The sequence below is a fragment of the Nocardiopsis sp. MT53 genome, assembly GCF_019598965.1.
GTDB classification, from domain to species: domain Bacteria; phylum Actinomycetota; class Actinomycetes; order Streptosporangiales; family Streptosporangiaceae; genus Nocardiopsis; species Nocardiopsis changdeensis.
The window spans coordinates 3,787,209-3,810,427 of record NZ_CP080599.1 but is presented as its reverse complement, the minus strand read 5'-3'; the positions used below and the strand labels follow the sequence as shown (position 1 = coordinate 3,810,427).

The window sequence follows — 23,219 nt, the reverse complement described above, 5'->3', positions numbered from 1 at the left end:
GTCCGGGTTTTCCCTGGCTTTCCGATTGGCATACTTGGGATTCGCGAGCGCTACCATCCCTCCCCCTTCTTGATCAACGTCTCTGTCCGCTGCCTTCAGCGGTTGTCGGTGACCACCGCGTGGATCTCGCTCACCGGCACAGCGACCACCGCCGTGGTCGTCAGTGCCTCCAGCTCCCCGCTCCGGCCGTCACTGGCCGACCACGACACCTCCCACTCCCACGCCGCGGCCAGGTCCACCCTCGCCCCGGCGCCGCCCGGGGGCAGCGCCGTGTAGGTGTGCCCGCAGTCCGGTGAGCCCGTCTGCCGATAGGCGGTCCGGGAGAAGACGGTGCCGGGCCCGGTGCACACCACCTCGTGTCCGTCCCCGGTGTCCCACACCACCCGCTGCGGGGTCGCGAGGACCGTCACCGACCCGGCGCTCACCGACGCCGTCGCCGACACCGGCGCCCAGTCCGCTTCGGCCAACCACATCCACTGGGGGATGTTCACGAACCGGAGCTTGTCCGGGGTGGGTGTGACTCCGATATCGGGCTCGGGCAGGCGCATGACCGCCCGCGCCTGTTCGGCCAGCACGGCGGGGTCGAACACCGGCACCCGCACGGTGCCGCCCGTGCTCTCGCACCGGGCCATGCTCGGAGGCGCCTCCAGCGGCCCTTCGGTTCCGGACTGCGCGAACTCCGTATCCGGCATCACACAGGCAGGCCCGCTCTGTTTTCCCTCACCGCCGCCACCCCCTCCTACGGGGCTGTCGGCAACCGCCGGGCCGAGGCCGGGCGTGCGGGCCGTGACGTGGCACCCTCCGTCCGAGCACACGCTGTCGGCGAAGAAGCCGTCGGCCGCCGCCTGCTGGGGCAGCGCGACGACCACGGCGGCCGTTGCGGTGCAGAAGACCAGGTTCCAGGAGGTGACCCGTGTCAGCATGACCCGTAGTCCTCCATCCACAGGTCGTCCACGAGCCACCGGCCATCGGTGGAGACGACCGTGGCCGTCACCAGTCGTGAACCGCTCGGCCCGTCGGCCGCGGTGTCGGCTATGAGCCATCCCGAATCGTCGATGCAGTCCTTGACGGACACGGTCCCTGAAGACCCGGAGCGGTCGGTGCCGACCACCTCGGGACTCATCACGGGTTCCCCCGTGGCCACCACACCGCGCAGCATGTCCGAAGTGAAGTCGAGCGCCTGGCCCGAGGCGTACTGCTCCAGGTCCGGGTGGCCGACGGTTCCTTCATGGGAGCCTTCGACCACCACGTCCCACATGCCGCGGTAGGCGTCCAGCGCCAGCTCCTCCGCGGTCGGTTCGGCGGGCGCCGCGAGGGCCGGGGGCGTGCTCGCCGGCTCGCCGACGGGGTCGCTCTCCTGTGCCGCGCACCCCATCAGCGTGACCGCCGCCACCGCCGCCCAACCCGTCGCAGGCACACGCATGACCCACCGCCGATTCCTCACCGGGCGCGGCCCTGACGCCGCGCTTTCGATGAGTGACAGTAACCACACTCAGAGTCACCTCACAACCGTTTCTTGAACACCCACGGTGACCAAAACTGTGAAGAGAACCACGAGGATTCGATGTCGCACGCTCTACCTGCGCAAACACCGAGCACGAGCAAAGACGAAGGGGCTGCCCCGCAGGGAGACAGCCCCGAAATCACCGCCGGGATCAGACCGCGGACACCCGTAGCGCGTCCCATCGGCGGATCAGCCCGGCCAGCTCAGCCCACTCGCCAGAGGTCTCCGAGCCGGCCCCCTCGGCGGGAGCGTTCAACACGGACCTCCCGCGATAAGGAGTGCGCGGCCCTGCATAGTGCCGTTCGGCCCGCTGGCTCTGTTCATGCGCGATCAGGTAGGGGCGCACCGCCCGTACCCCGTCCTCGTCCACGCACCAGCCCGTTTCCGGCAACCGCACCGGGGCATCTGCCGCGTTCCTCTCGTTGCCCTCGGTGAAAAGGGTGCGCGACCGATCCGTGTGGGAGCGCCTCGCCTCGTCATAGCGCCGTACCCACTCCGGCTCACGATCCGAACGTGTGCCCGTTGCGCCCGTAGGTTCCGGACTCGAAGCCGGAGTCGGCCCTTCCGAGGGCACCGGGCGCCGGGAGGGCGCCGGCCCCGCTCCGACGATCGCGGCGAGAACCGCACTCGCAGCCCGCCGCATGCGGTCGGCCCACCTTCGCCGGCGCCTGCGGTGCCGACCCGTAGCATGTCCCATGGATCTTCTCTCCTGGTGTTCTCAGGTGGGGGATCACGCCTCGGCCGGTGCGCCATCACCGTCCGGGGCGCCTTCTCTTCTGCGTTCTTTTCGGCTTTCGTTTCCGTGCTCCGGGCGGGGCGGGTGTCAATGGCCCCGAAGGTCGGCCGCCCTGCGAAGCTGCGCTTCCTCACCCCGCCGGACACGGTGGCACCGGCCCTGCTACGCGGCAGCGGAACCGGCACAGAGCTGGGCGAGATACGTTTTTCTCAGGGCACACTCGGGCATGACAAAATCCCCCATTTCAGACATAAGAAATAAGCCGTTTCCATAAGAACGGCCGCGTTCACCCGGGCTGAACAGCGACGATGTTTCCCCATACTCGCGAGAAGTTTCAACCGGAATGGTTCGGAAAAGTCATTACGCTTGAAAAAGAGGGGGCATCACGCGACGGCGCCCCAGGGGGCCGCCAGTCGGCCCCGTGGGCGCGGACGGCCCTGGATCGGCCGTCCGCGCCTCCAGGGCGCTGTGGGCCCGTCAGCCCGGCCTGACGGCCGCCACGAAAACGCTGCTGTAGTAGGCGCCGTTCACCGGTTCGACGCGGATCAGCTGGCCGGTCCTGGGCGAGTTGACCATCTGCCCGTCGCCGACGTACATGGTGACGTGCGAGGGCGAGCCGCCGGGCGCTCCGGTGTCGTAGAACAACAGGTCCCCCGGCTGGAGCTCACCTAGCCCTATACGGGTTCCGGCATTGACCTGGTCGGTGGTTACCCGCGGAATGCCCACTCCTGCCGTCTCCCACGCCCGCATGACCAGCCCCGAGCAGTCGAACGCGCCCGGCCCCGTTCCACCCCACAGGTACGGCTTGCCGACCTGGGCCAGGGCCCACTGTGCCGCCGCCCGCCCCTGCGGGCTCCCGGCCCCCAAACCCACCGCAGGAACCGGGGCCGTCTGGACGGCGACTTCGGCGTAGGAGTCGATGAACCCGCGCACCTCCTCCACGTAGGAGGCCGATCTGTTGTAGCGCAGCAGCGCCGATTCGAGGTCGTCCTCATCGGTGAAATCCACGGCACCGGCTTCCGGGCGGCTCACGCACAGGTAGACCGCCGCGCTCCACGCCGCGTCAAAGATGTTGTGCGGGTCCGCGACACCGTCACCGGAGGCATCGAGACCGTGGGAGGCCCAGGTGGTGGGGAGGAACTGCATGGGCCCCACCGCGCGGTCGAACCCGGTGTCCCGGTCCCACTTCCCACCGTCGCTGTCGGGGTGCGGGGTGGTGTTGCCGCCGGCCCCTGAACCGTCCAGGCGGGGCCCGGTGATCAGCGGCCGGTGCGCCAGCCCCGAAGCGGAGATCTCGCTTCCGGCCGCATGGCTCGACTCCCTCCTCCCGATGCCCGCGAGCACGGGCCACGTCATCCCCTCACAGTCCGGGTACTCCTTCTCCAGGTGCCCGGCCGCACGGGCGTAGGCCGACAGCACCACGTCGGGAATGCCGTCCACCCTCTGTGGAACCGATGCCAGATGTCCTCCGGAATCGGCCATCGCGCCGATGAGCACCGGTATCAGCAAGAAGACCGCCCCTGCCGAACCGGCCGCGTGACGGATCACCCCGCCCCCCGACCGGAGAAGTCGTGGCGGTGGGCGATGTCCGTCAGCCTCCACCGGTCGCCGGTATCCCGACAACCCACGGCCCGCCACACCGACCGGTCCGGTCCTGGATCGGCGAGCCGCGCGTGGGTGGTCACATAGGCCGCGACCATGTCCGTGACGTCACCGGCCAGCTTCGCCTCCAGGTGCTCGGCCCGCTGCTCGGAGTGGACCGCGAACAGCACGATCGAGGGCAGGGTGCTGTGCCGTGCCAGGTTCGCGTACCCCGTCATCTTGTAGCGGAGCCTGGCCAGGGATTCGGTTCCGGTGTCGTACTCGACGAAGGCGTGCAGGGCACGCTCCTCCTGGAGCCACCGCACGTAGGCGTCCGGCCGGATGTGGGCTCCCCACCGGCGCGCGCATTCCCGCTCGCCGTACCAGCGCACCAGCTCTCCCGGGCCCCGGGCGGCTTCGACGAAGCAGACGTAGCTCTCGGCGAGGCCGCGGATGTGTTCCAGCTGCGCCGAATACCTCAACCGCATCGCCTGGTCCCTCCGGAATCCCAGTTCCGAGACCTGGACGTCGCGGTGAAGAGCCAACAGCTCCGCTCCGAGGGGAGCCAGGACCCAGTGATCGGGGAGCGTGCCGTGCTTCGAGTACTTGCGGAACCGGTCCAGTACTCCATGCCGGTGCAGGACCAGCAGGCGACGGCGGGCCCGGCGTTCGTCCGCGTCTGCGAAGTACATCCTCTCGATCTGGTGCGTGGTGAGCGTCTGGTGGTCGTGGACGTCGCAGATGATGGCCATGTCTCGTTCGGTCAGGCGCATCGACAAGAACTCCAGGGTGTGACCGGGTTCAGTCATCCAGCCTCTCCTCAACGGGTTTCTGTGACGTGGTGTCCGTGCCGCTCGCCCCGGCTCCGTGGCGCCGTGCGGCCTTGCGGACCTTGGTCGCCCGGCCCTTCACCCCGGGCGGGAGCGGGCGGGTGCGCACCGTCGCCGCCCCCAGCTCCTTCGCCCCCACCAGGGGTCGCACCGCTGCCTGGTAGGCCCCCAGGTGGGTCAGGTCGTAGGCGCCCAGCACGGGGTGGGTGTGCTGCTGCAAGCTGGCGGCGTCGTCCGGGGAAGCGGAGAAGTAGACCTTCGTGCGCGCGTTCGCCGACACCGCCTTGCGCAGGTCCGCAGGCAGCTGCCCGAGCTCTTGGTGGGCGAGCGTCAGCCCGAGCCGGTAGCCGCGTGCCTCGGCGAGCATGTCCTCCAACGAGCCCGGGAGGTTGAGGAAGTTCTGGCACTCGTCCACGTACGCGCACAGGTCCTTGCGCTGTGCCTCGGGCGTGTGGATCCGGGCGGTCACCGCCTGCCAGGTGGCGGCGAGCGCGAAGCTGCCGATGAGCGAGCTGGTATCCTCGCCCAACCGCCCCTTCGGCAGCCTGAGCAGGACCAGGTGGCCGCTGTCGAACAGGGTGGGCAGGTCGACCGTGGACGGCCCCGAGGCCACCACCTGGCGCACCCACTTGCGTAGTAGGGCCGTCCGCAGCTTGTTGAGCACCGGTCCCGTCACCGCCGAACGCGCCGAGACCGTCAGGCCCGAATACCAGCCCCAGAAGTCCTCCAGGGCCTCGTCCTGGCCGGTGCGGGCGATGACCCTGGCCATGACCGACTCGCGCAGAGCGTCGTTGGCGAGCAGGCGCGGGACATCGCCCAGGGTCAGCCCGGGGTCGTCCGCCCGGGTGAGGGTCAGCGTCGCCGCGCGCAGGATGTCGTCGGTCCGCGGTCCCCAGTACTCGGCGTAGATCCTGCGGAAGATGCCCACGACGGTGTCGGAGACGAAGTCCGCATCCCCGCCTTCGAGCAGGTTCAACCTGGGCGGCGGCTCGTTGTCGTCGGGATCGAACAGCACCACCTTGTCCACGGCGTGCTCGGGCAGGCGGGCGATGATGTCGGTGACCAGGTCCCCGCGCGGATCGATCACCAGCCCCGCCCGCCCCGCCTCGGCATCCTGGAGGACGAGGTTGGCGAGCAGGGTCGACTTGCCCGAGCCGGTCTTGCCGAGGATGTGCGTGTGCTGCCTCGCTTCGACGACCCCGACCGCGATGGGTCGGGGCGTGCCCGCGTCGGCGTCGCCGATCACCCGCGTGTTCTCACCTCCGCGCGGAACGGCCGGGGAGGGTGCCGCCGGTCGGGCTCCGGCGCGGGTCAGGCCCGGGACGGTGGTGTCGGTGGGCAGGTGCGCGATCCCCGCCAGTTCGCCGGTGGACAGCAAGTACCCGTGCCCGAGGAACCTGTTGGCCGCCCACCAGGCGGGGACGATCATGAAGCGGCGGTCCAGGTGGTTGGTGCCGGAGGTGAAGGCGGCGAACGCCGAGGCCACTCCGTGTGCCCGCCCTCGCAGTCGTTCTTTCGCTTCCTCCCCGGGATGGGTGGTGGTGAGGATGTAGGAGGCATCGCACGCCAGCCGGGGCGAGGACGCCTTCGTCAGGATCGCCCGCACGTCGTCCCCGATACCGGGAAGGATCGGGGTCCGGGTGCGGGTGGCACCGTGGCGGGTGGGGTCGAAGGCGTCGACCATGACCGCAGCGGGTCCGATGTGGCCGTGCAAGCGGGCCGCCGCTTGGCGCGCACGGGCCGCCCGCCACCCCGTGGCAGGGCGAGCGCTGACTCTGACCAGGGCGTGCTCGCCTTCGACCAGGTCCTCCAGCGCGCCCAGGAGGGGCCGGGCCGGGTCGTCGTCGAACCGGGTCCGCAGCGGGAACACCTCCCCGCGGCCCAGGCGCAGGTGACCGCCCGTGGTGTAGGCCCCGGCCGGAAGCGGTGACTCACCGGGGGCAAGGTGCCGGGTGGAGGTGGTGGCTCCGGGCCAGGCCGAGGCGATGGCGCGTTCGACCGTCCCCGAGGGTACGGTCCCGGGGACCCACACCTGGAATCTGACCCCTGAGGCGGAGGCGATGACCTCCATCGCGAGGTGGGGTTGGAGCAGCCATCGGGACCAGCGGGGCTTCAGCAGCCCCAAGGTGTGGTTCCAGAACGCGGTGGCGTTCTCCATGGTGGCCTCGGGCGGGGGCAGGATCTCCACCACCCGCGCCTGACAGGACAGATAACGGTGACGGGCCAAGCGCGCTCCGAGCACGACCGCGCACACCAGCGCACCGGCCAACGGGATCATGCCGAGGACGAGGAAGAACCCTCCGTTGAGCAGGAAACCGACCATCACGCCACCTCCCCGCCCTCGGACCCGTCCGTGCAGTGGCCATGGTCCTGGGGGCCAGAGTGCTTCTGCGCCCTCATGGCGGCCAGCTCGGCGGGGTCGGAGGTGATCAACCGGTGTTCCTCGGCCGAGGCGACCGGGTGGAACCCGACGCGTTGGTGGCCGGCGACCAGCAGCGCACTGCCCCGCGGCGCGGTGCCCACCAGGTGGGCCTCCCCCTCGGAGAGCCGGAACGCGGCCTGGACCGCGTCCAGGGTCTGCGGCGCCTGCTTCAACAGAACCTGGGTGGCCGCGTTGGCGATCACGACCTTGCCCAGCTCGCTGCCGAGCACGTCACCGACATCCTGGGTGATCACCGTCAACCCCACCCAGTGCTTGCGACCCGCCTTGGCCAACCGGGCCAGGTAGCGGGCCGCCGCCGGGTCCTGGAGCAGCAGCCACGCCTCGTCCACCACGACTATGCGTGGCCGGGCCTCGGTGCCCGCGGTGACGTGCCGCCAGATCGCATCCAATGCCACCAGCACCCCGACCGGGCGCACCTGGTCGGGCAGCTCCCGCAGGGACACCACGGTCAGGTGCCCGCCGACCACGCTGGTAGAAGGGCCGGTGAACAGGTCGGCGTGGGAGCCCTGGGCGAAGGGTTCCAACCGCCCGGCCAGGCCCTGGGCCGCGTGGGCGAGGTCCTGTTCGGTGTCCGGGGCGGTGGCCAGCTCTTCCACCACCGCGGCCAGGTCCGCGAGCACGGGGGCGGGCCGGTCCCAGGTGGCCGGGTCGCGGGTGATCCCGGCCTGGGCGTAGGCGGTGACGATGGCCCGGTCCAGGACCGTCCTGTCGGTGGTCGAGAGGTCGCCGACCATCGCGCCGATGAGCGTGTGCAGGAACAACGCCCGGTGCGTGAACCCCTGCCCGTCCTGCGCCGCCGCGGGAAGGGAGAAGGGGTTCAGCCCCGGCTGCCCGGCGGCTCCGGGGCGCAGCACGGTGCCGCCGACCGCCTCGGCCAGCCGCGTGTACTCGCCCTCGGGGTCGATGACGGTGACCTCCACCCCCACCATCAACGACCTCACCACTTCCAGCTTGGCCAGGTAGGACTTGCCCGCCCCTGAGCGGGCGAGGATCACGCTGTTGTGGTTGTCCAACCCTGCGCAGAACCGGTCCCAGGCCACCAGGCCGGAGGAGTGCGTGTTGGTGCCGTAGACCACGGTCGTCTCGCTCAGGTCCGCGACCAGCTCCGGGGAGGAGAACGGCAGCATGCCGGCGACGGCGTCGGTGTCCATCGACCGGACCGTCCCCACCGGGTCGGTGCCCAGCGGCAGCGTGGAGATCCACCCCTGCAGCGTCCGGAACACGGTGGGGGTGACGTCCATGAGCAGGGAAGAGCACAAGGCCCGCACCTGTTGGAGATGCCCGTCCAGCAGCTCCAGGGTGGGGGCGTGCACCGTGATGTACACCCCCACCCGGAACAACCTGCCCTGGCCGGTGGCGATGCGGTCGGCGATCTCGGCGGCGTCCAGTGCCGCCGCCGTCTGGTGCGGGTCCTCCACCCGCCCGCGAACCAGATCGGTGCGCTGCGCCGACTCCAACCGGGCGCGGCGCCTGCGCAGCTGCACGGCGGCGGTCGGCGCCGGTACCGGGTCCAGATGGAAGGCGATGTCGAGCTGCCCGGGGTAGGAGAGCAGGGGTTCGGCCCACCCAGCGCTCACCTCTCGCGGGTAGCCGATCACCGCCAGGGTCTGGCACACCCCGCCGCCCACCCGCAGATGGCGGGAACCGATATGGATGGCAGGGCCGCCCAGCTCAGGAGAGTCTGAGCGTTTCCAGAGTTCACGAAGACCCATCACCACTCCTGCTCCTGTTCGTGTGCGTCGCCGACCCGATCTGCCCACGGATCGCCTGTATCGGGGTCGTGGGTCAGGGGTGCTTCGGGGGAGGCCATCGACGCGCGCAGCACCTGCTCGGCGTCGTGTCCGTCCAGCACCTGGGTGCGCACCCCGATCGCGGCGAGCCGCCCGGCGGTGTCCCGGGCCGCGCGCACCAGGGCCGCCCCCGCGCGTCGGGCGGACCCGGTGGCGGTGACCACGACCAGGACCTGCTGGTGGGACAGCTCGTGCGTGGCGGCCATCTCGTGCAGGAAGTCGGCATGGCCGTGGGCGGCGTCGGCCAGAGCCGGATGCGGCAGGTGGGCGGTGTTGGCGCGGATCATCTCGGCCAACGGGCCCAGGTCGGCGGTGCGCCGCTGCACCAGGATCTGGACCGGTGCGGTGAGGGCGTCCAGAACCCCGGCGAACGCCGCCAGCACCTGGCCGCGCTCACGCGTAGAGGAGAGCTGGAAGGGGAGGGTGGTGCAGGCGATGACCACCGCGCACCGCCCGCCCAGGTCGAGCACCCCCTCGGGGGTGATCGCCGAGACGGGCAACCGCAACGGCTCCAACCGCGGTGCGCGCCGTGTCCGGGGCGCCCACCGCGGCCGGGCGGGGACCTGCCCTGACGGTGCGGCGACCAGGTGTTTGGGGGCGACGACCCACCGCGCCGCCTGCACGGCCAGCTTCTCCAGCCCTTGGCCGCCCTTCTCGCCCAGGGCCAGGGCGATGACCACCCCCAGAACGGGGACCACCGTCGCCGTGAGCACCCACCACGGGAGGTGATCGCGCAGCAGCAGGTAGGTCCCCCAGGCCCCCGCCAATGCGGGAGTGATCATCAGGCACTGACGCGCGGTCAGCCCGAACACCAGGGGTTCAGGCCGGTCGATGTCAGCGGGGATACGGCCCCGCCACCCCGTTTCCTCATCCGAGGCCACGAACATTCCTCCTTCGTTGCACTGGTGGTGTCGTCACGAGTCGTCCCGTCCCGCTCCCGGCTTCGGTACCGGGAAGAGGCCGTACTGCTTCCACACCCGCCTGGGGCTGGAGAACAGCGGGATCTGTCCCTTCACCTGCGGTTTCTTGTCCCAGGTCAGGGCGGGCATCGACGGCAGGTGCCGCAGCCCCTCCCTCGCCCGGGGACGGGGCCCCACCCACCCCAGGCGCTCAGAGGCGCGCCTGCCGGGCACCCGCACCGGCGGGGGCGTGGGCAGCACCAACTGCCGCCACCGCCGCCGCGGAGCCCCGGTGGGCGGGGCCGGTTGCGGCCGCACCGCCGGTGCGGCCGGGCGCGGGAACAGCACCTGCTGACCCGTCTCGGGTGATCCGGGCATGCGTCCCTCCTCCAAAGCACGACGCGGCGGAACCCCGGGCAGGCCACGCGGAGCCCCCGCATGGGGTGAGGGCAACGGGCGGGGGCCGGGAAGGGCGAGCGGTCGGCCGGGGCCTCCGGGGGTGCCGGCACCGCCCGGCCCGCCAGGTGCTCCCGGACCGGCCGGCCACGGGCCGGTGGCCCCGCCGGAGCCGGGCAACCCCGGGCGGCCCGCACCGAGCGCCCCGGCCGGGTCGGGTGGGTCACGGCGGGGCCGGTACCACCAGGTCTGCGGCTGCAACGGCTGCAACCCACTCGACGGGGCCGGGGTGTAGCGCGGCAGCGGCCTGCCCGACGGCACCGGTGAACGCCCCGGCCAGCGCACCCCCAGGCCGGACAGGGAGCCCGCGGTGCGCGGTAGGCGCAGGCCGCTGACACTGCGGAAGGCGAGCATCCACGCGATGTTCTTCAACAGGCTCGCGATGGGCGAGGTACCGGGGTTGGGCTGCCACACCAGGCGCATCACCCACGACCCGATCCTGATCTGGGTGTAGATCAGCACCAGCAGCAGCATGAGCTGCATCAGCCAGTCGCCGTCGCCCACCTCATCCCCGGTCTCGGAGGGAGTGTGGCTGATGTCCGCCAGTGTCAGTTGCCCTTCGAAGAACAGCTTCGCCAGGGACATGAACACGATCGCCTGCCCGACGGGGATGGCGCACAGGCCCGCCATGCACCGCCACCACATCTCCGCGATCCGGTTGGTCTGCGGCAGGGCGTGGAAGATCAACAGGATCGGTGCGCCGATGACCAGGACGATGGCCATGCAGATGCGCACCGCCTCGGTGATCATCCACACCACGAACAGCACCACCACGACCACCACCAACAGCACGGTGAAGATCAGGGCGTCGGCGACCAGCGCGTCCAGCCGGTCGCGGAAGTTCTCCGCCGCCTCCCGGGGGTCGATGGCCTGGGCGCCGATCGCCGCTGAGACCTGGTTCGAAACGGTGATCATCTCGGTGGAGACCCACAGCGAGATGTTCGCGGCGACGAACCCCCACACGAGGCGGGGCAGGATGTCGGCGGCCGAGTACCGGGACTGCACGCTCTGGTGGCCCATCGCGATCAGCCCGCCCGCCACCACCAACAGCACGAACAGGGTGTTGGACACGCCCAGGATCCCGGCGTGCAGCCCTTGCATTCCCTCGGTGGGGACGGGGGTGTAGAACGCTTTGGATGCCAGCCACCCCAGCGCGGGGTTCAGGCCCGAGACGGCGAAGTCGGCGAACCAGTTCGAGACGTGGCAGCCGGCGTCGATCAGGTCGCAGTCGAAGACGTTGTCGTCGACCTCCAGCTCCACCGGCTCCGGCTCCACCACCGGAGGCTCGCCCCCTTCGGGGTCCTCCGGCGGTGGCAGCGGGTCATCGGTGATCTCCGGATCCACCTCCGACCCGGCCCCGGGTACGGGTTCGGGCTCGGGTTCAGGGGGCGGATCGTCGGACGGCGGCGGCAACGGGTCGTCGCTGATCTCCAGATCCGCGGGCGACCGCCCACCCGGCGGGGGCGGGGTCACTGGCCGCCCCCGGCCTGTGCGGCGAGCACCCAGTCCAGGATCTGCATGAGTGTGCTGGCCAGGACCGCGATGCCGTAGCCGATGGCGGTCCCGGTCAGCGCCCGCTTGGCGGAATCGATCGACCCCGGCTCCCCGCCCGCGACCATCCACCGCACCCCGGCGATCGTCAGGAACAGCGTGCCCAGGGCCGTACCGAGCACGATGAGGATCAGCTGCACCCGGTCCACGATCTGGAGCAGCGCCGAGGCCTCCTGCTCGGCGCCCTCCCGGGTCTCCGCCCACACCCACGAGGCGTCCTCGCCCACCGCCACCCACCACACCGCTGACACGGCGGCGGCCAGCACCACCGCCCGCCAGCGGACGCCACACCGCGAAGAGCCGCCCTGCGCCGATGCCCTCACCCGATCCCCCTCACTTGATTCCGATCAGGGCACCAGGCGCTCAACACGACGCATCCGAGGCCCAGTGCCCGTATTCGCTCCCCTAACAAGCCAGGGGCAGGGGCAGATACGACATCGACTTCGCCGGAATCTTGGCGTTCAGGAGCCGGCCAAGGTGTTCGGGGCCGTCTGCGGGGCGAGTCCCAGGGCGGATGAGGGCGTCGGCGATCACCACCTCGCCCGCGTGCACAGCGGCCACGAGCCGGGCTTCGGCGCGCTCACGGCGCTTGGCCACCGCCGGGTAGGACACCCCCAACTCACCCGCCACTTCGGCCAAGGGGATGTTCTCCAAGCGGGTCCGAGCGATCAGGTTCGCCTCGGAACGCAAGAGCACCCCGACCCGCATCGCGGCCACCAGCAGCAGTTCGGCGCTGCCCTGCACACCGGGCTCGGGGGCCTCCTGCTCGCTCGCCGCCCCGGCCGGCCGCGGTGCCTCTTTCTCACGCCTGCGCATTGAGAGGGCCGTTCGGTGAACCGGCCGGGTCAAGTACCAGGCCAGGCGGGCGTAGTCGGTGTTGATAGTGCGGATCTGGTGAACGGCCTCGCTCAGGATGGCGGACTCCACCGTGTCCACACCGTCCGATGACAACCCTCGGCACGTGCGCCGTGCGGTGGACCGGAACGCGGGCATGCACAACCCCAGGGCGCCGACCATCCAGTCCTGGGACAGGCGGGCCCTCCGGATGGTGTACCGCAGCACCTCGTCCTTCACCTCATGCGGGGTGTCCACGTCCATGAGGACGTCGCGCAGTTCGTACAGCGCATAGATCCGCTCCTGGAGCCAGAGGTGGACCGCGGAACCGGTCAGGGTCAGGTGGGCGGGTGCCAGGTGAACGAAGTGGGTCTCGACCACTTCCAGCGGTGACGGCGCAAAGGCCACGGGTGCCCCCTCGGATCGCAGAGAGAAATGACACCCGAATCAAATCAAACGCCTTTCTCGGCACCCCCTCGAAGCACTCTCGCTAAAAACTCACCCCGCACTCAAAAGAAGTTCACCACGTTAAATAAAAAGTAAGATTCGCACCCCGGGAGGCGACTTCCGCTGCAACCCCCGGTCCGATCAACCTCACACGAACTCGCACCCACCTGCACGGATGACAAGGTGAGCAGCCTCCGATCACCCTCCCAGACGACTCTCACCAACCCTCTCCGACAGGTCATGAAAGATTTTTTTCGACACGCAACGAGAAGGGTCGAATAAGTCACGGACGCCGCATGGGCTCAGGACACTCGTAACGCGCTCATTCTCTACTCACTCGCAGTGCATGAGAGAGCAGAAAACCGATACGGCGGTGAATCTATCGAAGCGGATTCCTGTGCGCCGAGCCGAGACACGGCGGCTCGGAGGGCCTCGCTGCGCCCGGGGCCCACCCCCGTGGTGGGTACCCCCGCGGGGGATCCCACGCGGCTTCGACCGGGCCAGAGTGAGGAGCAGTCCCCACGCTCGCTGTCGCGAACCCCCGGTTCCGCCAGCGGTCGGCTCTCTCAGCAGTGAAGCGAGGAGAGGCATTGAACGCCCCCGATTCCCACCCCCAGGGCACCCTCACGATAGGCAGACGGTTCACCTTCGAGGCCGGCCACCGTCTCCCCGGCCTCCCCGTCGAGCACAAGTGTTCACGGCAGCACGGCCACAGTTACGAGGTCGAGGTGATCCTCACCGCCGACCGCCTGGTCCCGCCGGGCTTCATCACCGACTTCGCGGACCTGGCACCGTTCAAGGAATTCCTCGACGAGGAGCTGGACCACCGGAACCTGCACGAGGTGCTCCCCGTCGAGCCAACGTCCGAACTGCTGGCCCGGTACCTGGCAGAGTGGTTCATCGGCCACGTCGAGCCCCACATCCCCGGACGCCTCCAAGCGGTGAAGGTCAGCGAGACCGCACGCAGCTGGGCACGATTCGACGTGGAGGGAACGTGACCCCCGCCGGCAACGGAACCCGGCACGTGTCCGGCGGCGGGAGGTCGTTGATCGTCGCGGAGTGCTTCGGCGACGTCGAGCCGACCTTCCAGGGGGAAGGGCCGAGTCTGGGTGTGCCGGCTCTGTTCATCCGGCTGTCGCGCTGCAACCTGACTTGCTCATGGTGCGACACCAAGTACACCTGGGACTGGACAACCTACGACCCCGCTCGCGAGGCACACCGCCGCGACGTGGGCGAACTGGCGGACTGGGCGTGCGGGACCGACGTCGGCCTGGTGGTTGTCACGGGCGGAGAACCGCTCCTCCAGCAGCGCGCCCTCATCCCGCTCGTCCGCCGACTGCTGGCGGCGGGAAAGCGCGTGGAGGTCGAGACCAATGGCACGATCGCACCCCAGGAGGAACTCCTGGTCGACGGCGTGGGCTTCAACGTCTCCCCGAAGCTCGCCACCTCCGGTGTCGACGCGGCCAAGCGCATCGTTCCCGCCGTCCTCGACGCCTTCTCGGCCAGCGGGCGGGCCGTGTTCAAGGTGGTGGCCCGAACCGCGGACGAACTGGAGGAGGTCGACGAGCTCGTCAGCCGGTTCGCTCTGAGCCCCGTCTACGTCATGCCCGAGGGCGCCACCGCCGACGACCTGGTGCGTACCACCCGTGTCCTGGCGCCGGTGGTCGCCGCGCGCGGCTGGCGGCTCACGTCCCGCCTGCACGTCCTCGCCTTCGAGAACGCGCGAGGGCGCTGACCCTTCTCCGTCGAACCGGCATCACCCCCGACCCCTGACCCCCGAAATGAGGCGAACACGGTGTCTCCACCTGGCGTTCAAACACATGAGAGCGAGGCGCCCGACGGGCGGCTCCTTCACCGGCCAGCGGACGGTGTGGACACCGCCCGTGTGGCCGAGCTGGTGCGTGAACTCCTCGTCGTTCTCGGCGAGGACCCCGAGCGCGAGGGCCTGCTCGCGACCCCGCGGCGCGTGGCGAACTGGTGGCGGGAGTTCCTGGAACCGCCCGCGGCCCTGGTGCCCACCAGCTTCAGCGAGACGCGGCTCAGCGACCAACTGGTCGTGGTCAGCGGCATGGAGGTGTGGTCACTGTGCGAGCACCACCTGCTGCCGATGCGGCTGGAGCTGACGGTCGGCTACGTCCCCGCCGACTCGGTGCTGGGACTGTCGAAGTTCGCGCGGATCGCACGCCGCCATGCGGGGCGGCTCCAGCTCCAGGAGCGCTTCACCCGCCAGGTCGCCCGAGAGGTGCAGGAGGCGACGGGGAACGAGGACGTGGCCGTAGCGGCGCGCGGTGAGCACCTGTGCATGAGCATGCGCGGTGTGCGGATGGAATCGGCGAGCACCAGCACCGTGCTGGCCTTCGGCCGCCTGCGCGAGGACGCGGTCCTCTCCCAGCAATTCCTGGCCTTCGCGCAGACCACCGGCTCCGGGAGGCCGAGGTGAGCGGCGGAGGCATCAACGTGTCGGTGATCGCCCCGGCCGCCTACCTCGCCGACTTCGTCGCCCAGGACCCGGCGACGGTGCACCACGTGGCGGCACAGCGCGTCCTGAACGACCCGTCCTACCGCGCCTTCTTCCAGTGCGAGGCCGAACGCGGCGCGTCGATCATCGTTGACAACGGCGTGTTCGACCTGGGCAGGGCTCTGCCTGCGGAGGATCTGGTGCGGGCGGCCCGAGCGGTGCACGCCGAGGAGATCATCCTGCCCGACGTGATGGGCGACGGGCCCGCCACCATCAAGGCCAGTGACGAAGCCGCCGCACGCATCCAGGATCTGAGCGACGAGTTCCGACTGTGCGCGGTCGTGCACGCCGCTGACGATGAGCAGTGGCTGCGCTGCTACGACCACTTCGCCTCCTGCGACTACGCCGGCGCCATCGCCCTGCCCGCCTCCAGACGCCCGGCACCGCCCGACCGGTTGTCCGCGACCCGCACCGCCGCAACCGCCTACCTGAAAAAGCACGGGCTGGTCAATCACCGGCTCGTCTACCGGCTGCTCGGATTGGGCCGCACCGGCCACCTGGAGCTCGTCGAGCAGCGCGAGCACGACTGGATCGCCTCGGTCGACGGCGCGGCTCCCGTGCTCCTGGGAGCGATGGGAATCGCGATGCTGCCCGAGGGCCCCTACTCCAAGCCCAAGACCCCCCGTGTCGAGGAGCTGGGAACCATCCCCCCGGAACGCTTCCCCTTGATCAAGGCGAACATCGCGGCTGTGCGCCGCGCGGCCGACTGCCCCCTGCGCATCCCGGAGGCACCAGCATGATCAGCCCCGTACCGAGCACTCCACTCAGCGAAGCGACCGAGTCCCCAGTAGCCGCGGCACCCATCGACCCCCACGAGCACACAATGGGCGCGGCAAGCCTGCTGCGCTACCTCCAGATCAAGACCCACCACCTCGTCCAGGAACGCGACTGGGAGAGCATCCACGTCGTGGGCGGCTACAACCGCGACTGTGTCGTCTCCACCAACGAGAAGTCCGACAAGCTCTTCAACTGGCAGCGCCCCACCGCACAGATCGACGGGGACTCCCTGGTCATCCGATGCTTTCCCGGACGCGACTACGTCCAGCACTACGGGTTGATCCTGGCCACCTATCTGGCCATGGCGGACCGCCGCCACGACCACATCACCTACACGTTCCCGCACCCGGCGACCTGCCGATCCGCGGTCGACCGGGTCGACCTGGATGTGGACGGGGCCCTCGTCGTCGTGGGATGGGGCCTGGAGCACCTGGCCCCAGGCCGCACCGGATGGACCTACGGGCACGGATACGCCTGGCAGAGCGCCAGCGTTCACGGCCGCCGCGTCGTGTACCTGGGTTTCCTGCACAGCATCTGGGGCGACGTCGCCGGCCGTGTGGTCGCACGGCTCGCGGCCCTGGGCGCCCGAGACGTCGTCTATGTGGGCAAGGTCGGCGCGCTGGACCCGTCGGTCGTTCCCAACACGGCGCTGGCCACGGGATCCGTGAGCCTGGTCGAGGGCACCCCCGTCACGTGGAGGGACTTCTTCGGCCCCACCGCAATCAGTCAGCCGGAGGTACGCACCGGTGTCCACGTCACCTCCCCCTCGGTCCTGCTGGAGGGAAACCTCTGGCTGTCCGCCAACGCCCAGCACGCGTTCGTCGACCCGGAGATCGGCCCCATGGGCCAAGCGGCGGCCGCCGCCGGAATCGGCTTCGGGTACCTGCACGTGATCTCCAACAACCTGGCCCGCCGCTACCCCGAGGACCTGTCCAACGAGCGCCTGCTCCAGGTCCTGCGGCAGCGCGCCGACCTGGTCACGCGCATCCGCCGGATCATCGAGATGCGCCTGGCCTCAGACCCGACCTGACCCACCGTGGAAAAGGAAGCAACCATGGCCACCGAGCCGCGCCCCGGCACAATCCCCGCCGGGAGGCTGATCACCGTGACCGGTATCGACGGCGCGGGAAAGTCGACTCTCGCCACCGCGCTCGTCCAGCGCCTGAACGCCGCGGGGGAGAAGACCGTTCTCGTCGGCAAGCACACCACCGGGGTCCCCGTGGACCCGGCGCTGTCGGCGTACGTCGACGGCCTCAACGCCCTGGTCTACCGGCGAGACGCCGAGGTCGCGCAGCAGTGCGGTGACCACTACTGGCTGCTGGCGCTGGCCGCCTGGTACACGTTGCAGGACCGGCTGATCGTCCGACCCGCGCTGGAATCGGGTACGCATGTCGTCCTCGACAACGCCCACCACAAGATCCTGGCCCGTTACGCGGTCAACCCCGGAGTGCCCACGGACCTGGCCGAGCAGGTCTTCGCCCACCTCACCATCCCCGACCTGGTGCTGTTCCTCCGTATCGACGCCGCCGAGGCGCTGCGCCGCAAGGGCGGCTTCACCTCGCTGGAGGCTGGGCACTCCGGGGCGGCGGGGGCCGACTTCGTGCGGTACCAGGACACTGTCACCGACCAGCTGAGCCACCGGACAGATCCTGGCGGGTGGGTGTGGATCGATGTCGCCGGCAAGGACCGCGGCCAGGTCCTCGACGACGCGGCCGAGATCCTGTGGAATCGCTTCGCCCTCAGCACCATCTGAGCTCCCCGGGAGGACTCCGCAGTGTCAGCGAGCCGGATCGACAACGAGAACGAGTACGTGTGCCATGGGGTGACGTGGGCCGGTGGCCGTCCCCGGCTCCTGCTCGCCCCCGTCCCCACGGGACCCTTGTTCGCCGTCGAGGTCATGGGCGGGAAGATCGGCCTGCGAACGATCGGCCGGGAACGCTTCTGCACCGGACGCTTCGGTTTCACCGACACCTTCCGTGTGGAGCCGGTGCCCTGCTCCGACCGGGCGCAGGCGGGACGGGGCGGCCAGTGTGCTCTGTGCGCCCAGCAGGACGAGTTCCGTTTCGCCCACCAGGTCCACACCGGCGGATACGTGTCTCCGGCGCTGGAGCGGTACATGGCCCAGCCCCACTGGCTGTACATCGCCACCTTCGCCCACGGCGTCAGCAAGGTGGGCACGGCGGCACAGCCCCGAAAGCGCTCACGCCTGGACGAGCAGGGGGCGCTGATGGCGACCTTCGTCGCCAGAACACAGGACGGCCGGACCGTACGGCGGTTGGAGGACGCCATCACACGCGGCCTCGGGGTCGTCCAGCAAGTACGCGGAGCCGCCAAGCTCGCGGCGCTCATAAGCCCCGGCAATCTCCGGCAGGTCGAGGAAGCACACGCGCACACCGTGCAACGGAGCGTCGAGCTCCTGGCCGACCTGGGCGTCGAGACCATGGTGGAAGGGTGGCAGCCGCCTCGGGAGGGCGAAGGACTGCGCCGGATACACCCGGGTGTCGGGCGTTCCCTGTATCCCCATGACCTTCGCGAAGGCGAACACGGCTTCACCGTCGAGGCGTGTCTGGGCTCCCATGCCCTGGTCCGCCTCACGGACCCGGACGATGCTGTGCGCTATGTGCTGGACCTGGGCGTTCTCAAGGGACACCGGCTCGCGCTCGGCGATTACTCATCCCCGGCGACGAGCGTGCAGACCGCTCTTTTCTGAACGTGTAGGACGCGAGGAGACACCTGTGGTTCCACCGGATGCCGTCGCGGGCTGGGATGAGCGGCACACCGCCGAGGCCTACGCCTGTTTCACCCACCTGTTCCCCATGTACACGAACACCAGCCGTGACCTGGTGGAGCGGGCCGAGCTACGCGGCAGTCGGCTCGTGGTCGACCTGTGCGGGGGCACGGGTGTCACCGCCGGGGCCGCGCTCGCCGTCCTGCCCTCGCGAGCGCGGGTCATCTCCTTGGACGCCTCCGCCGCCATGCAGGAGGTGGGGCGGCGGAGCCTGCATGACACACGTCTGTCCTGGGTCACCGCAAGAGCCGAGGACGTCGCCCGGCACGTCGGCGAAGGAGCCGACGCGGTGGTGTGCAACTCCGCGATCTGGAAGACCGACACCATGGCCACTTTCACGGCCGTCCGAAGTGTTCTGCGGCCCGGCGGGCGGTTCGTCTTCAACATCGGGGGCGGCTTCGCCGGAGTCACCCATCCCGACGAGGAGGCCGCCCGCACCGGACCGTCGTTGAGCGCCCTAATCCAGGACGTGGCCGTCCGCGACTACGGGTATGTACCGCCGCGAAAGACCCGGGCCCGACCGAAGCTGCCCCTGGAGGTGGTTCGGGCACAGCTGCGTGCAGCGGGGTTCCGGGTCCTGGAAGCGGGTGTCGTAGCCCACCACGGGACGATGGCGGAGAAGCGGGCATGGTTGTCCATCCCGATCTTCGCCCAACCCGAAGGCGATCTGACCTATGAGCAGCGCATGGAGATCCTCCGCAAGGCCTACGCGCTGGTCGCCCCGGGCCAGGTGACCGTCACGAGCTGGCTCGTCGTCGTCGCCCAGGCCGCGGGATGATCCCCCGGTTCCGGGCCCGGCGTCAGCGGATGCCGGTACGGGCTTCGGCCAGTCGCCGGGCGTGTCGTCGAATCCGGTCCCGGTCCTCGGGGAACACGCTCTCCCAATCGTGCTCCAGCGGGACCCAGGCAGCCGGCTGCCCGCTCTCCCCTGAAAGCGGCAGCGTGCGGTCGGCGAGGGCCGCATACGCCAATCCGAGCGTCGGTGTCCAGTCTGAGCGGTAGGAACGGACCGACACGGCGGCTGGCACAGGCAGGAGTTCGGCAGAGATGCCCGCCTCCTCCCGGAGTTCCCGAGCCGCGGCCTCACGCGGTGTCTCCCCGGGCTCGACCTTGCCGCCGGGCGGGACCCAGCCGCGCCACCGGTGCCGGACGAGCAGCACGTGGCCGCAATCGTGGTCGATGACCCACACTTCCGCTGAGAGGGGCTCCATCGGCTTGCGGCGGGCCTGCTCCAGCCAGGCGCGGGCGTTGTCGAATTCGGCCACGGCCAGACGCACGTCGACATCAACCGCATCGAGGGTGCGCTGCTCCACATCCTGTATCACCCGTCACACCCTACGCCGCCCGGCATTCGGCTTCACGTTCCTTCACGAACCCGTGCGTCCGCATGCCGGGCGGCGGACTCCTCATCCCAGGAGTCAGGTAGACCGTGGTTCCCGCATATGGAGTTGAGGCCGGTGCCGCTGTCGGTGTGGAGCGCTCAGCGCGCTACTGGACAGGCCGTCGGGCTCGGAGGGCGGGAATCGCCTGGATCTTCTCGGCTTGGAGGTCGTCCCAGAGGATTCCCTGTGGGCGGCGGCGCGGCGGGCACAGGATGGTCTCCGCCGGGGTGACGATCACGTCGACGCTCGCGTCGTGGTCGCTGTCCGGCAGTTCTTCGTCGACGACCTGGAGCTGGTGCACGGTCGTGACGATGAGGGTGCGGGGGCCGATGAGCCCGGCGTCGGCGAGCAACCCCATCTCGATGTCGCTGTATCCGGCTCCCTTGCCCAGCCGGACGCCCGCCCGGTTGACCGCCACACTGCCGCAGACCACGACGTCCACCGGGTGCATCCGTTCGACGGAGATGTGGGGGGCGTGCGAGGCCGCCCACCTACCGGTGGACGCGACCTCTACCGGATCGTGGATGGCGGCGGGGTCGAGTTCGTAGAACGGTTCGGGGGTGGCCATCTTGGAGACGGCCATGTACAACAGTTTCCCGGCGGCAAGTGCCTCGGCCCGCACCTCGGCCTGAGCCTTGTCCGGATTCGACTTGACCACCCGGGCGCGGGCCCAGCCCTCCAGCCCAGCAAGGCGAAGCGCCGCTCGATCAGCGCCGTGGAAGTCCGGGATCTTGCCATGAACCGGCCCGCTCCGGCCGATCCGGCGGGCGTCCAGCAGAGACCAGATGCGTTGGCGGACGTCGTCCTTGGCGCTGTTGATATCGGTGGTCATGCTTCTACTTTCTAGCTCGCCATGAGGGTGAAGAGACGATCGTGCACGTCGGCGACCCAGGGTTCGCCCCTCCAGGGGGACAGCTCCCGTGATGCCGTCGCGACCAGGGTGAGTGCTCCTCCGGCGCGGGTCGACTCGATGAGGTCCATGGCGTCGTGCAGGACGGCTGCGGCTTCATCGGGGCGCTGTTGGCGCAGGTGGGCGAGGGCGAGGTTGGCGACCACGATGGCCTGGGACTTGGCGCGTTCCTCCAGCAGGGGGACCGCCTCTTCCAGGATCCGCTGGGCCTGCTGCGGGCGTCGCAGGGACAGGTACACGGATCCGGAGATGCGCAGTCGGCGTCCGTTCCATTCCCCGGGTTCGAGGTCGGCCTTCTCCACCAAGCGGTCGACCTCCCTCAGGTGCTGTTCGGCCGCGGTTCGGTCACCGAGCCGGGCGTGGGCCTCGCTGACGTGCAGAGCAGCCAGTGCGTGCACGGCGGGTAGCCCGCGGGCGGCGTGAACAGCGCGCTGGGCGGCGATTAACGCGCCTCGGTTGTCGCCGGTTCCGTAGAGCGGGATGAACGACTGGCGCAACAAGGCCTGGGCGAGGACATCGCGGTTCCTGCTGTGGCGGGCCGCATGCGCAGCCTGGTCGAGGTACGAACCTGCGGCTCCCCCGTCGCGGCGGTGGGAGGCGTCCCAGATGAGCTGGCCCATCAGGAGGGCCGAACGTGCTCGCAGTTCCAGCACAGCCCGTGTTCCCTCGGAGTCGGCGGGAACGGTCGCGTTGGCCAGCACCCCGTGGATCTGACCTGCTTCGGCGAGCAGCATGGATGAGGAGACCAGGTCGTAGTCGCGCTCCAGGCGTCGCAGTTCGTCGTCGGCCCAGTCTCGGGCTTCGGAGTCCAGGCGTTCGCCGGGCTTTGGAACCGGCGATGTCGTTCCCTCTGAGTTGGAGTGACCCGGGGTAGCCAGCCCCCGGGGCTGCGTGGTCTCCCATGGTCGGGGCGTGAGTCCGAGGAGGTGGCCGGGGATGCGCAGTCCGTCGGCGATCTCGCAGATCTTGTCGTAGCTGGTCACCCGAACGAGGTCGCGGGCGATCCTTCCGACACGTTCCGCTTTGACGCCGCAGGAGGCACCGATCTTCCCGAAGCTGATCCCGTGCCGGCGAGCCAGCTGGAACACGGTCGCGAAGTCGTGCTCCTGGAGGGCGCGCTGCATATCCTCCCGGGCGAGGAGTTCGGCTGGCAGGGCCGCTGAGGGGGTGTAGACCATGGTGTCTCCGTCAGGCGCTGTCACAGAGGGTGGAGGTGCCGACGGCATTCAGTATCCCTGGACAGCGGACGGTTCACCATGGGTTCCGGCGGCTCTGGACTGTTCGTCGGCGAGCAGCGCGGACTCTTCGGAAGTCTCACTGGGTGACGGTTCGTGCGTCTCTAGAACGGCTGCTCGGGATTCGGAAACACAGGCCGAGCCAGCTCTGGCCGCTCGTTGATCAGGTGGCGGATCGCATCGGCCAGGTCATCGAGGTCGTCGGCCCCACCACTGACCTCCAGGCCGGAGGTAAGGACGTTCAGCTGCTCCATCGCGTTCGCGTGGACCTGGCCCACGGCGATCCGTCCGAGGACGCGCAGTCCTTCGTGGGCGCTTCGGGCCGTGTTCCTTCGGTGGGCCATCTCCGAGGCCGTGACCTGTTCTCCGAGGTACAGGTAGGGGCGAATCAGCGGACTGCCATCCGAGGCGCACTCCCATCCACTGGACCAGCTGCGTCGAGAAAGCCCTCGTTCGGTACGGCTGGACGATGACATGCCTTCGACTCCTCCTTGTAAATCAGGTTCAGTGGGAACGGGGTTCTGTCCTTGCCGGGAGA

At 69.8% G+C, this 23,219-nt stretch carries 22 protein-coding genes; 8 read left to right on the top strand and 14 right to left on the bottom strand.

Features of this window, described 5'->3' with window-relative positions:
* Positions 1 to 95: 95 nt before the first annotated feature.
* The 10 genes from K1J57_RS17030 to K1J57_RS16985 form a co-directional block, all read right to left on the bottom strand.
* Complete coding sequence (locus K1J57_RS17030; RefSeq protein ID WP_220559553.1) at positions 96 to 923, bottom strand: hypothetical protein; 828 nt, start codon at positions 921 to 923, stop codon at positions 96 to 98.
* A complete protein-coding gene (locus K1J57_RS17025; RefSeq protein ID WP_220559552.1) occupies positions 917 to 1,423 on the bottom strand; it encodes a hypothetical protein in 507 nt (168 codons plus the stop codon). The genes K1J57_RS17030 and K1J57_RS17025 overlap by 7 nt, the downstream gene beginning before the upstream one ends.
* 1,294 nt (positions 1,424 to 2,717) lie before the next feature.
* Complete coding sequence (locus K1J57_RS17020) at positions 2,718 to 3,680, bottom strand: NlpC/P60 family protein (protein WP_255646382.1); 963 nt, start codon at positions 3,678 to 3,680, stop codon at positions 2,718 to 2,720.
* A 104-nt stretch (positions 3,681 to 3,784) separates the two neighbouring features.
* A complete protein-coding gene (locus K1J57_RS17015) occupies positions 3,785 to 4,630 on the bottom strand; it encodes a replication-relaxation family protein (protein WP_220559549.1) in 846 nt (281 codons plus the stop codon).
* The gene (locus K1J57_RS17010) at positions 4,623 to 6,974 is read right to left on the bottom strand and encodes a type IV secretory system conjugative DNA transfer family protein (protein ID WP_220559548.1); all 2,352 of its coding nucleotides are present in this window, start codon (positions 6,972 to 6,974) and stop codon (positions 4,623 to 4,625) included. Before K1J57_RS17010 ends, K1J57_RS17015 begins: the two co-directional genes overlap by 8 nt.
* Positions 6,974 to 8,671 carry a VirB4 family type IV secretion system protein gene (locus tag K1J57_RS17005; RefSeq protein WP_255646381.1) on the bottom strand — a complete coding sequence of 566 codons (1,698 nt, stop codon included), beginning with the start codon at positions 8,669 to 8,671 and terminating at the stop codon, positions 6,974 to 6,976. Before K1J57_RS17005 ends, K1J57_RS17010 begins: the two co-directional genes overlap by 1 nt.
* 134 nt (positions 8,672 to 8,805) lie before the next feature.
* Positions 8,806 to 9,765 (bottom strand): PrgI family protein, encoded by a 960-nt coding sequence (locus tag K1J57_RS17000; protein ID WP_220559546.1) that lies wholly within the window; start codon positions 9,763 to 9,765, stop codon positions 8,806 to 8,808.
* Positions 9,766 to 9,798: 33 nt separating this feature from the next.
* Entirely contained in the window at positions 9,799 to 11,712 is a 1,914-nt protein-coding gene (locus tag K1J57_RS16995; protein WP_220559545.1) for a hypothetical protein, read from the bottom strand.
* The gene (locus tag K1J57_RS16990; protein WP_255646380.1) at positions 11,709 to 12,113 is read right to left on the bottom strand and encodes a pilin; all 405 of its coding nucleotides are present in this window, start codon (positions 12,111 to 12,113) and stop codon (positions 11,709 to 11,711) included. The genes K1J57_RS16995 and K1J57_RS16990 overlap by 4 nt, the downstream gene beginning before the upstream one ends.
* An 82-nt stretch (positions 12,114 to 12,195) precedes the next feature.
* Positions 12,196 to 13,032 (bottom strand): sigma-70 family RNA polymerase sigma factor, encoded by an 837-nt coding sequence (locus tag K1J57_RS16985; RefSeq protein ID WP_220559544.1) that lies wholly within the window; start codon positions 13,030 to 13,032, stop codon positions 12,196 to 12,198.
* Positions 13,033 to 13,661: 629 nt separating this feature from the next.
* Between K1J57_RS16985 and K1J57_RS16980 the strand changes: the two genes are divergently transcribed.
* From K1J57_RS16980 to K1J57_RS16945, 8 genes are all read left to right on the top strand, one after another.
* Positions 13,662 to 14,069 carry a 6-carboxytetrahydropterin synthase gene (locus tag K1J57_RS16980; protein ID WP_220559543.1) on the top strand — a complete coding sequence of 136 codons (408 nt, stop codon included), beginning with the start codon at positions 13,662 to 13,664 and terminating at the stop codon, positions 14,067 to 14,069.
* Complete coding sequence (locus tag K1J57_RS16975) at positions 14,066 to 14,806, top strand: 7-carboxy-7-deazaguanine synthase QueE (protein WP_255646379.1); 741 nt, start codon at positions 14,066 to 14,068, stop codon at positions 14,804 to 14,806. The genes K1J57_RS16980 and K1J57_RS16975 overlap by 4 nt, the downstream gene beginning before the upstream one ends.
* A gap of 135 nt (positions 14,807 to 14,941) precedes the next feature.
* On the top strand, positions 14,942 to 15,511 hold the full coding sequence (gene folE, locus K1J57_RS16970) for a GTP cyclohydrolase I (protein ID WP_255646378.1): 570 nt from the start codon (positions 14,942 to 14,944) through the stop codon (positions 15,509 to 15,511).
* The gene (locus K1J57_RS16965; protein WP_220559541.1) at positions 15,508 to 16,329 is read left to right on the top strand and encodes a hypothetical protein; all 822 of its coding nucleotides are present in this window, start codon (positions 15,508 to 15,510) and stop codon (positions 16,327 to 16,329) included. Before folE ends, K1J57_RS16965 begins: the two co-directional genes overlap by 4 nt.
* Positions 16,330 to 16,412: 83 nt before the next feature.
* Positions 16,413 to 17,396: a hypothetical protein gene (locus tag K1J57_RS16960; protein ID WP_220559540.1), complete on the top strand. Its 984-nt coding sequence runs from the start codon at positions 16,413 to 16,415 to the stop codon at positions 17,394 to 17,396.
* Positions 17,397 to 17,420: 24 nt separating this feature from the next.
* The gene (locus K1J57_RS16955) at positions 17,421 to 18,119 is read left to right on the top strand and encodes an AAA family ATPase (protein WP_220559539.1); all 699 of its coding nucleotides are present in this window, start codon (positions 17,421 to 17,423) and stop codon (positions 18,117 to 18,119) included.
* Positions 18,120 to 18,140: 21 nt separating this feature from the next.
* Entirely contained in the window at positions 18,141 to 19,076 is a 936-nt protein-coding gene (locus K1J57_RS16950; RefSeq protein WP_220559538.1) for a DUF2797 domain-containing protein, read from the top strand.
* Positions 19,077 to 19,101: 25 nt separating this feature from the next.
* Complete coding sequence (locus tag K1J57_RS16945) at positions 19,102 to 19,932, top strand: trans-aconitate 2-methyltransferase (RefSeq protein WP_255646377.1); 831 nt, start codon at positions 19,102 to 19,104, stop codon at positions 19,930 to 19,932.
* 22 nt (positions 19,933 to 19,954) lie between these two features.
* Here the strand turns inward: K1J57_RS16945 and K1J57_RS16940 are convergent, their stop codons facing one another.
* From K1J57_RS16940 to K1J57_RS16925, 4 genes are all read right to left on the bottom strand, one after another.
* Complete coding sequence (locus K1J57_RS16940) at positions 19,955 to 20,479, bottom strand: NUDIX domain-containing protein (protein ID WP_370634429.1); 525 nt, start codon at positions 20,477 to 20,479, stop codon at positions 19,955 to 19,957.
* A 163-nt stretch (positions 20,480 to 20,642) separates the two neighbouring features.
* Positions 20,643 to 21,368 carry a 5-formyltetrahydrofolate cyclo-ligase gene (locus K1J57_RS16935; RefSeq protein WP_220559536.1) on the bottom strand — a complete coding sequence of 242 codons (726 nt, stop codon included), beginning with the start codon at positions 21,366 to 21,368 and terminating at the stop codon, positions 20,643 to 20,645.
* An 11-nt stretch (positions 21,369 to 21,379) separates the two neighbouring features.
* Positions 21,380 to 22,624, bottom strand: coding sequence for a hypothetical protein (locus tag K1J57_RS16930; RefSeq protein ID WP_220559535.1), 1,245 nt, complete (start codon positions 22,622 to 22,624; stop codon positions 21,380 to 21,382).
* Positions 22,625 to 22,785: 161 nt separating this feature from the next.
* Positions 22,786 to 23,157 (bottom strand): hypothetical protein, encoded by a 372-nt coding sequence (locus tag K1J57_RS16925; RefSeq protein ID WP_220559534.1) that lies wholly within the window; start codon positions 23,155 to 23,157, stop codon positions 22,786 to 22,788.
* Positions 23,158 to 23,219: the final 62 nt, after the last annotated feature.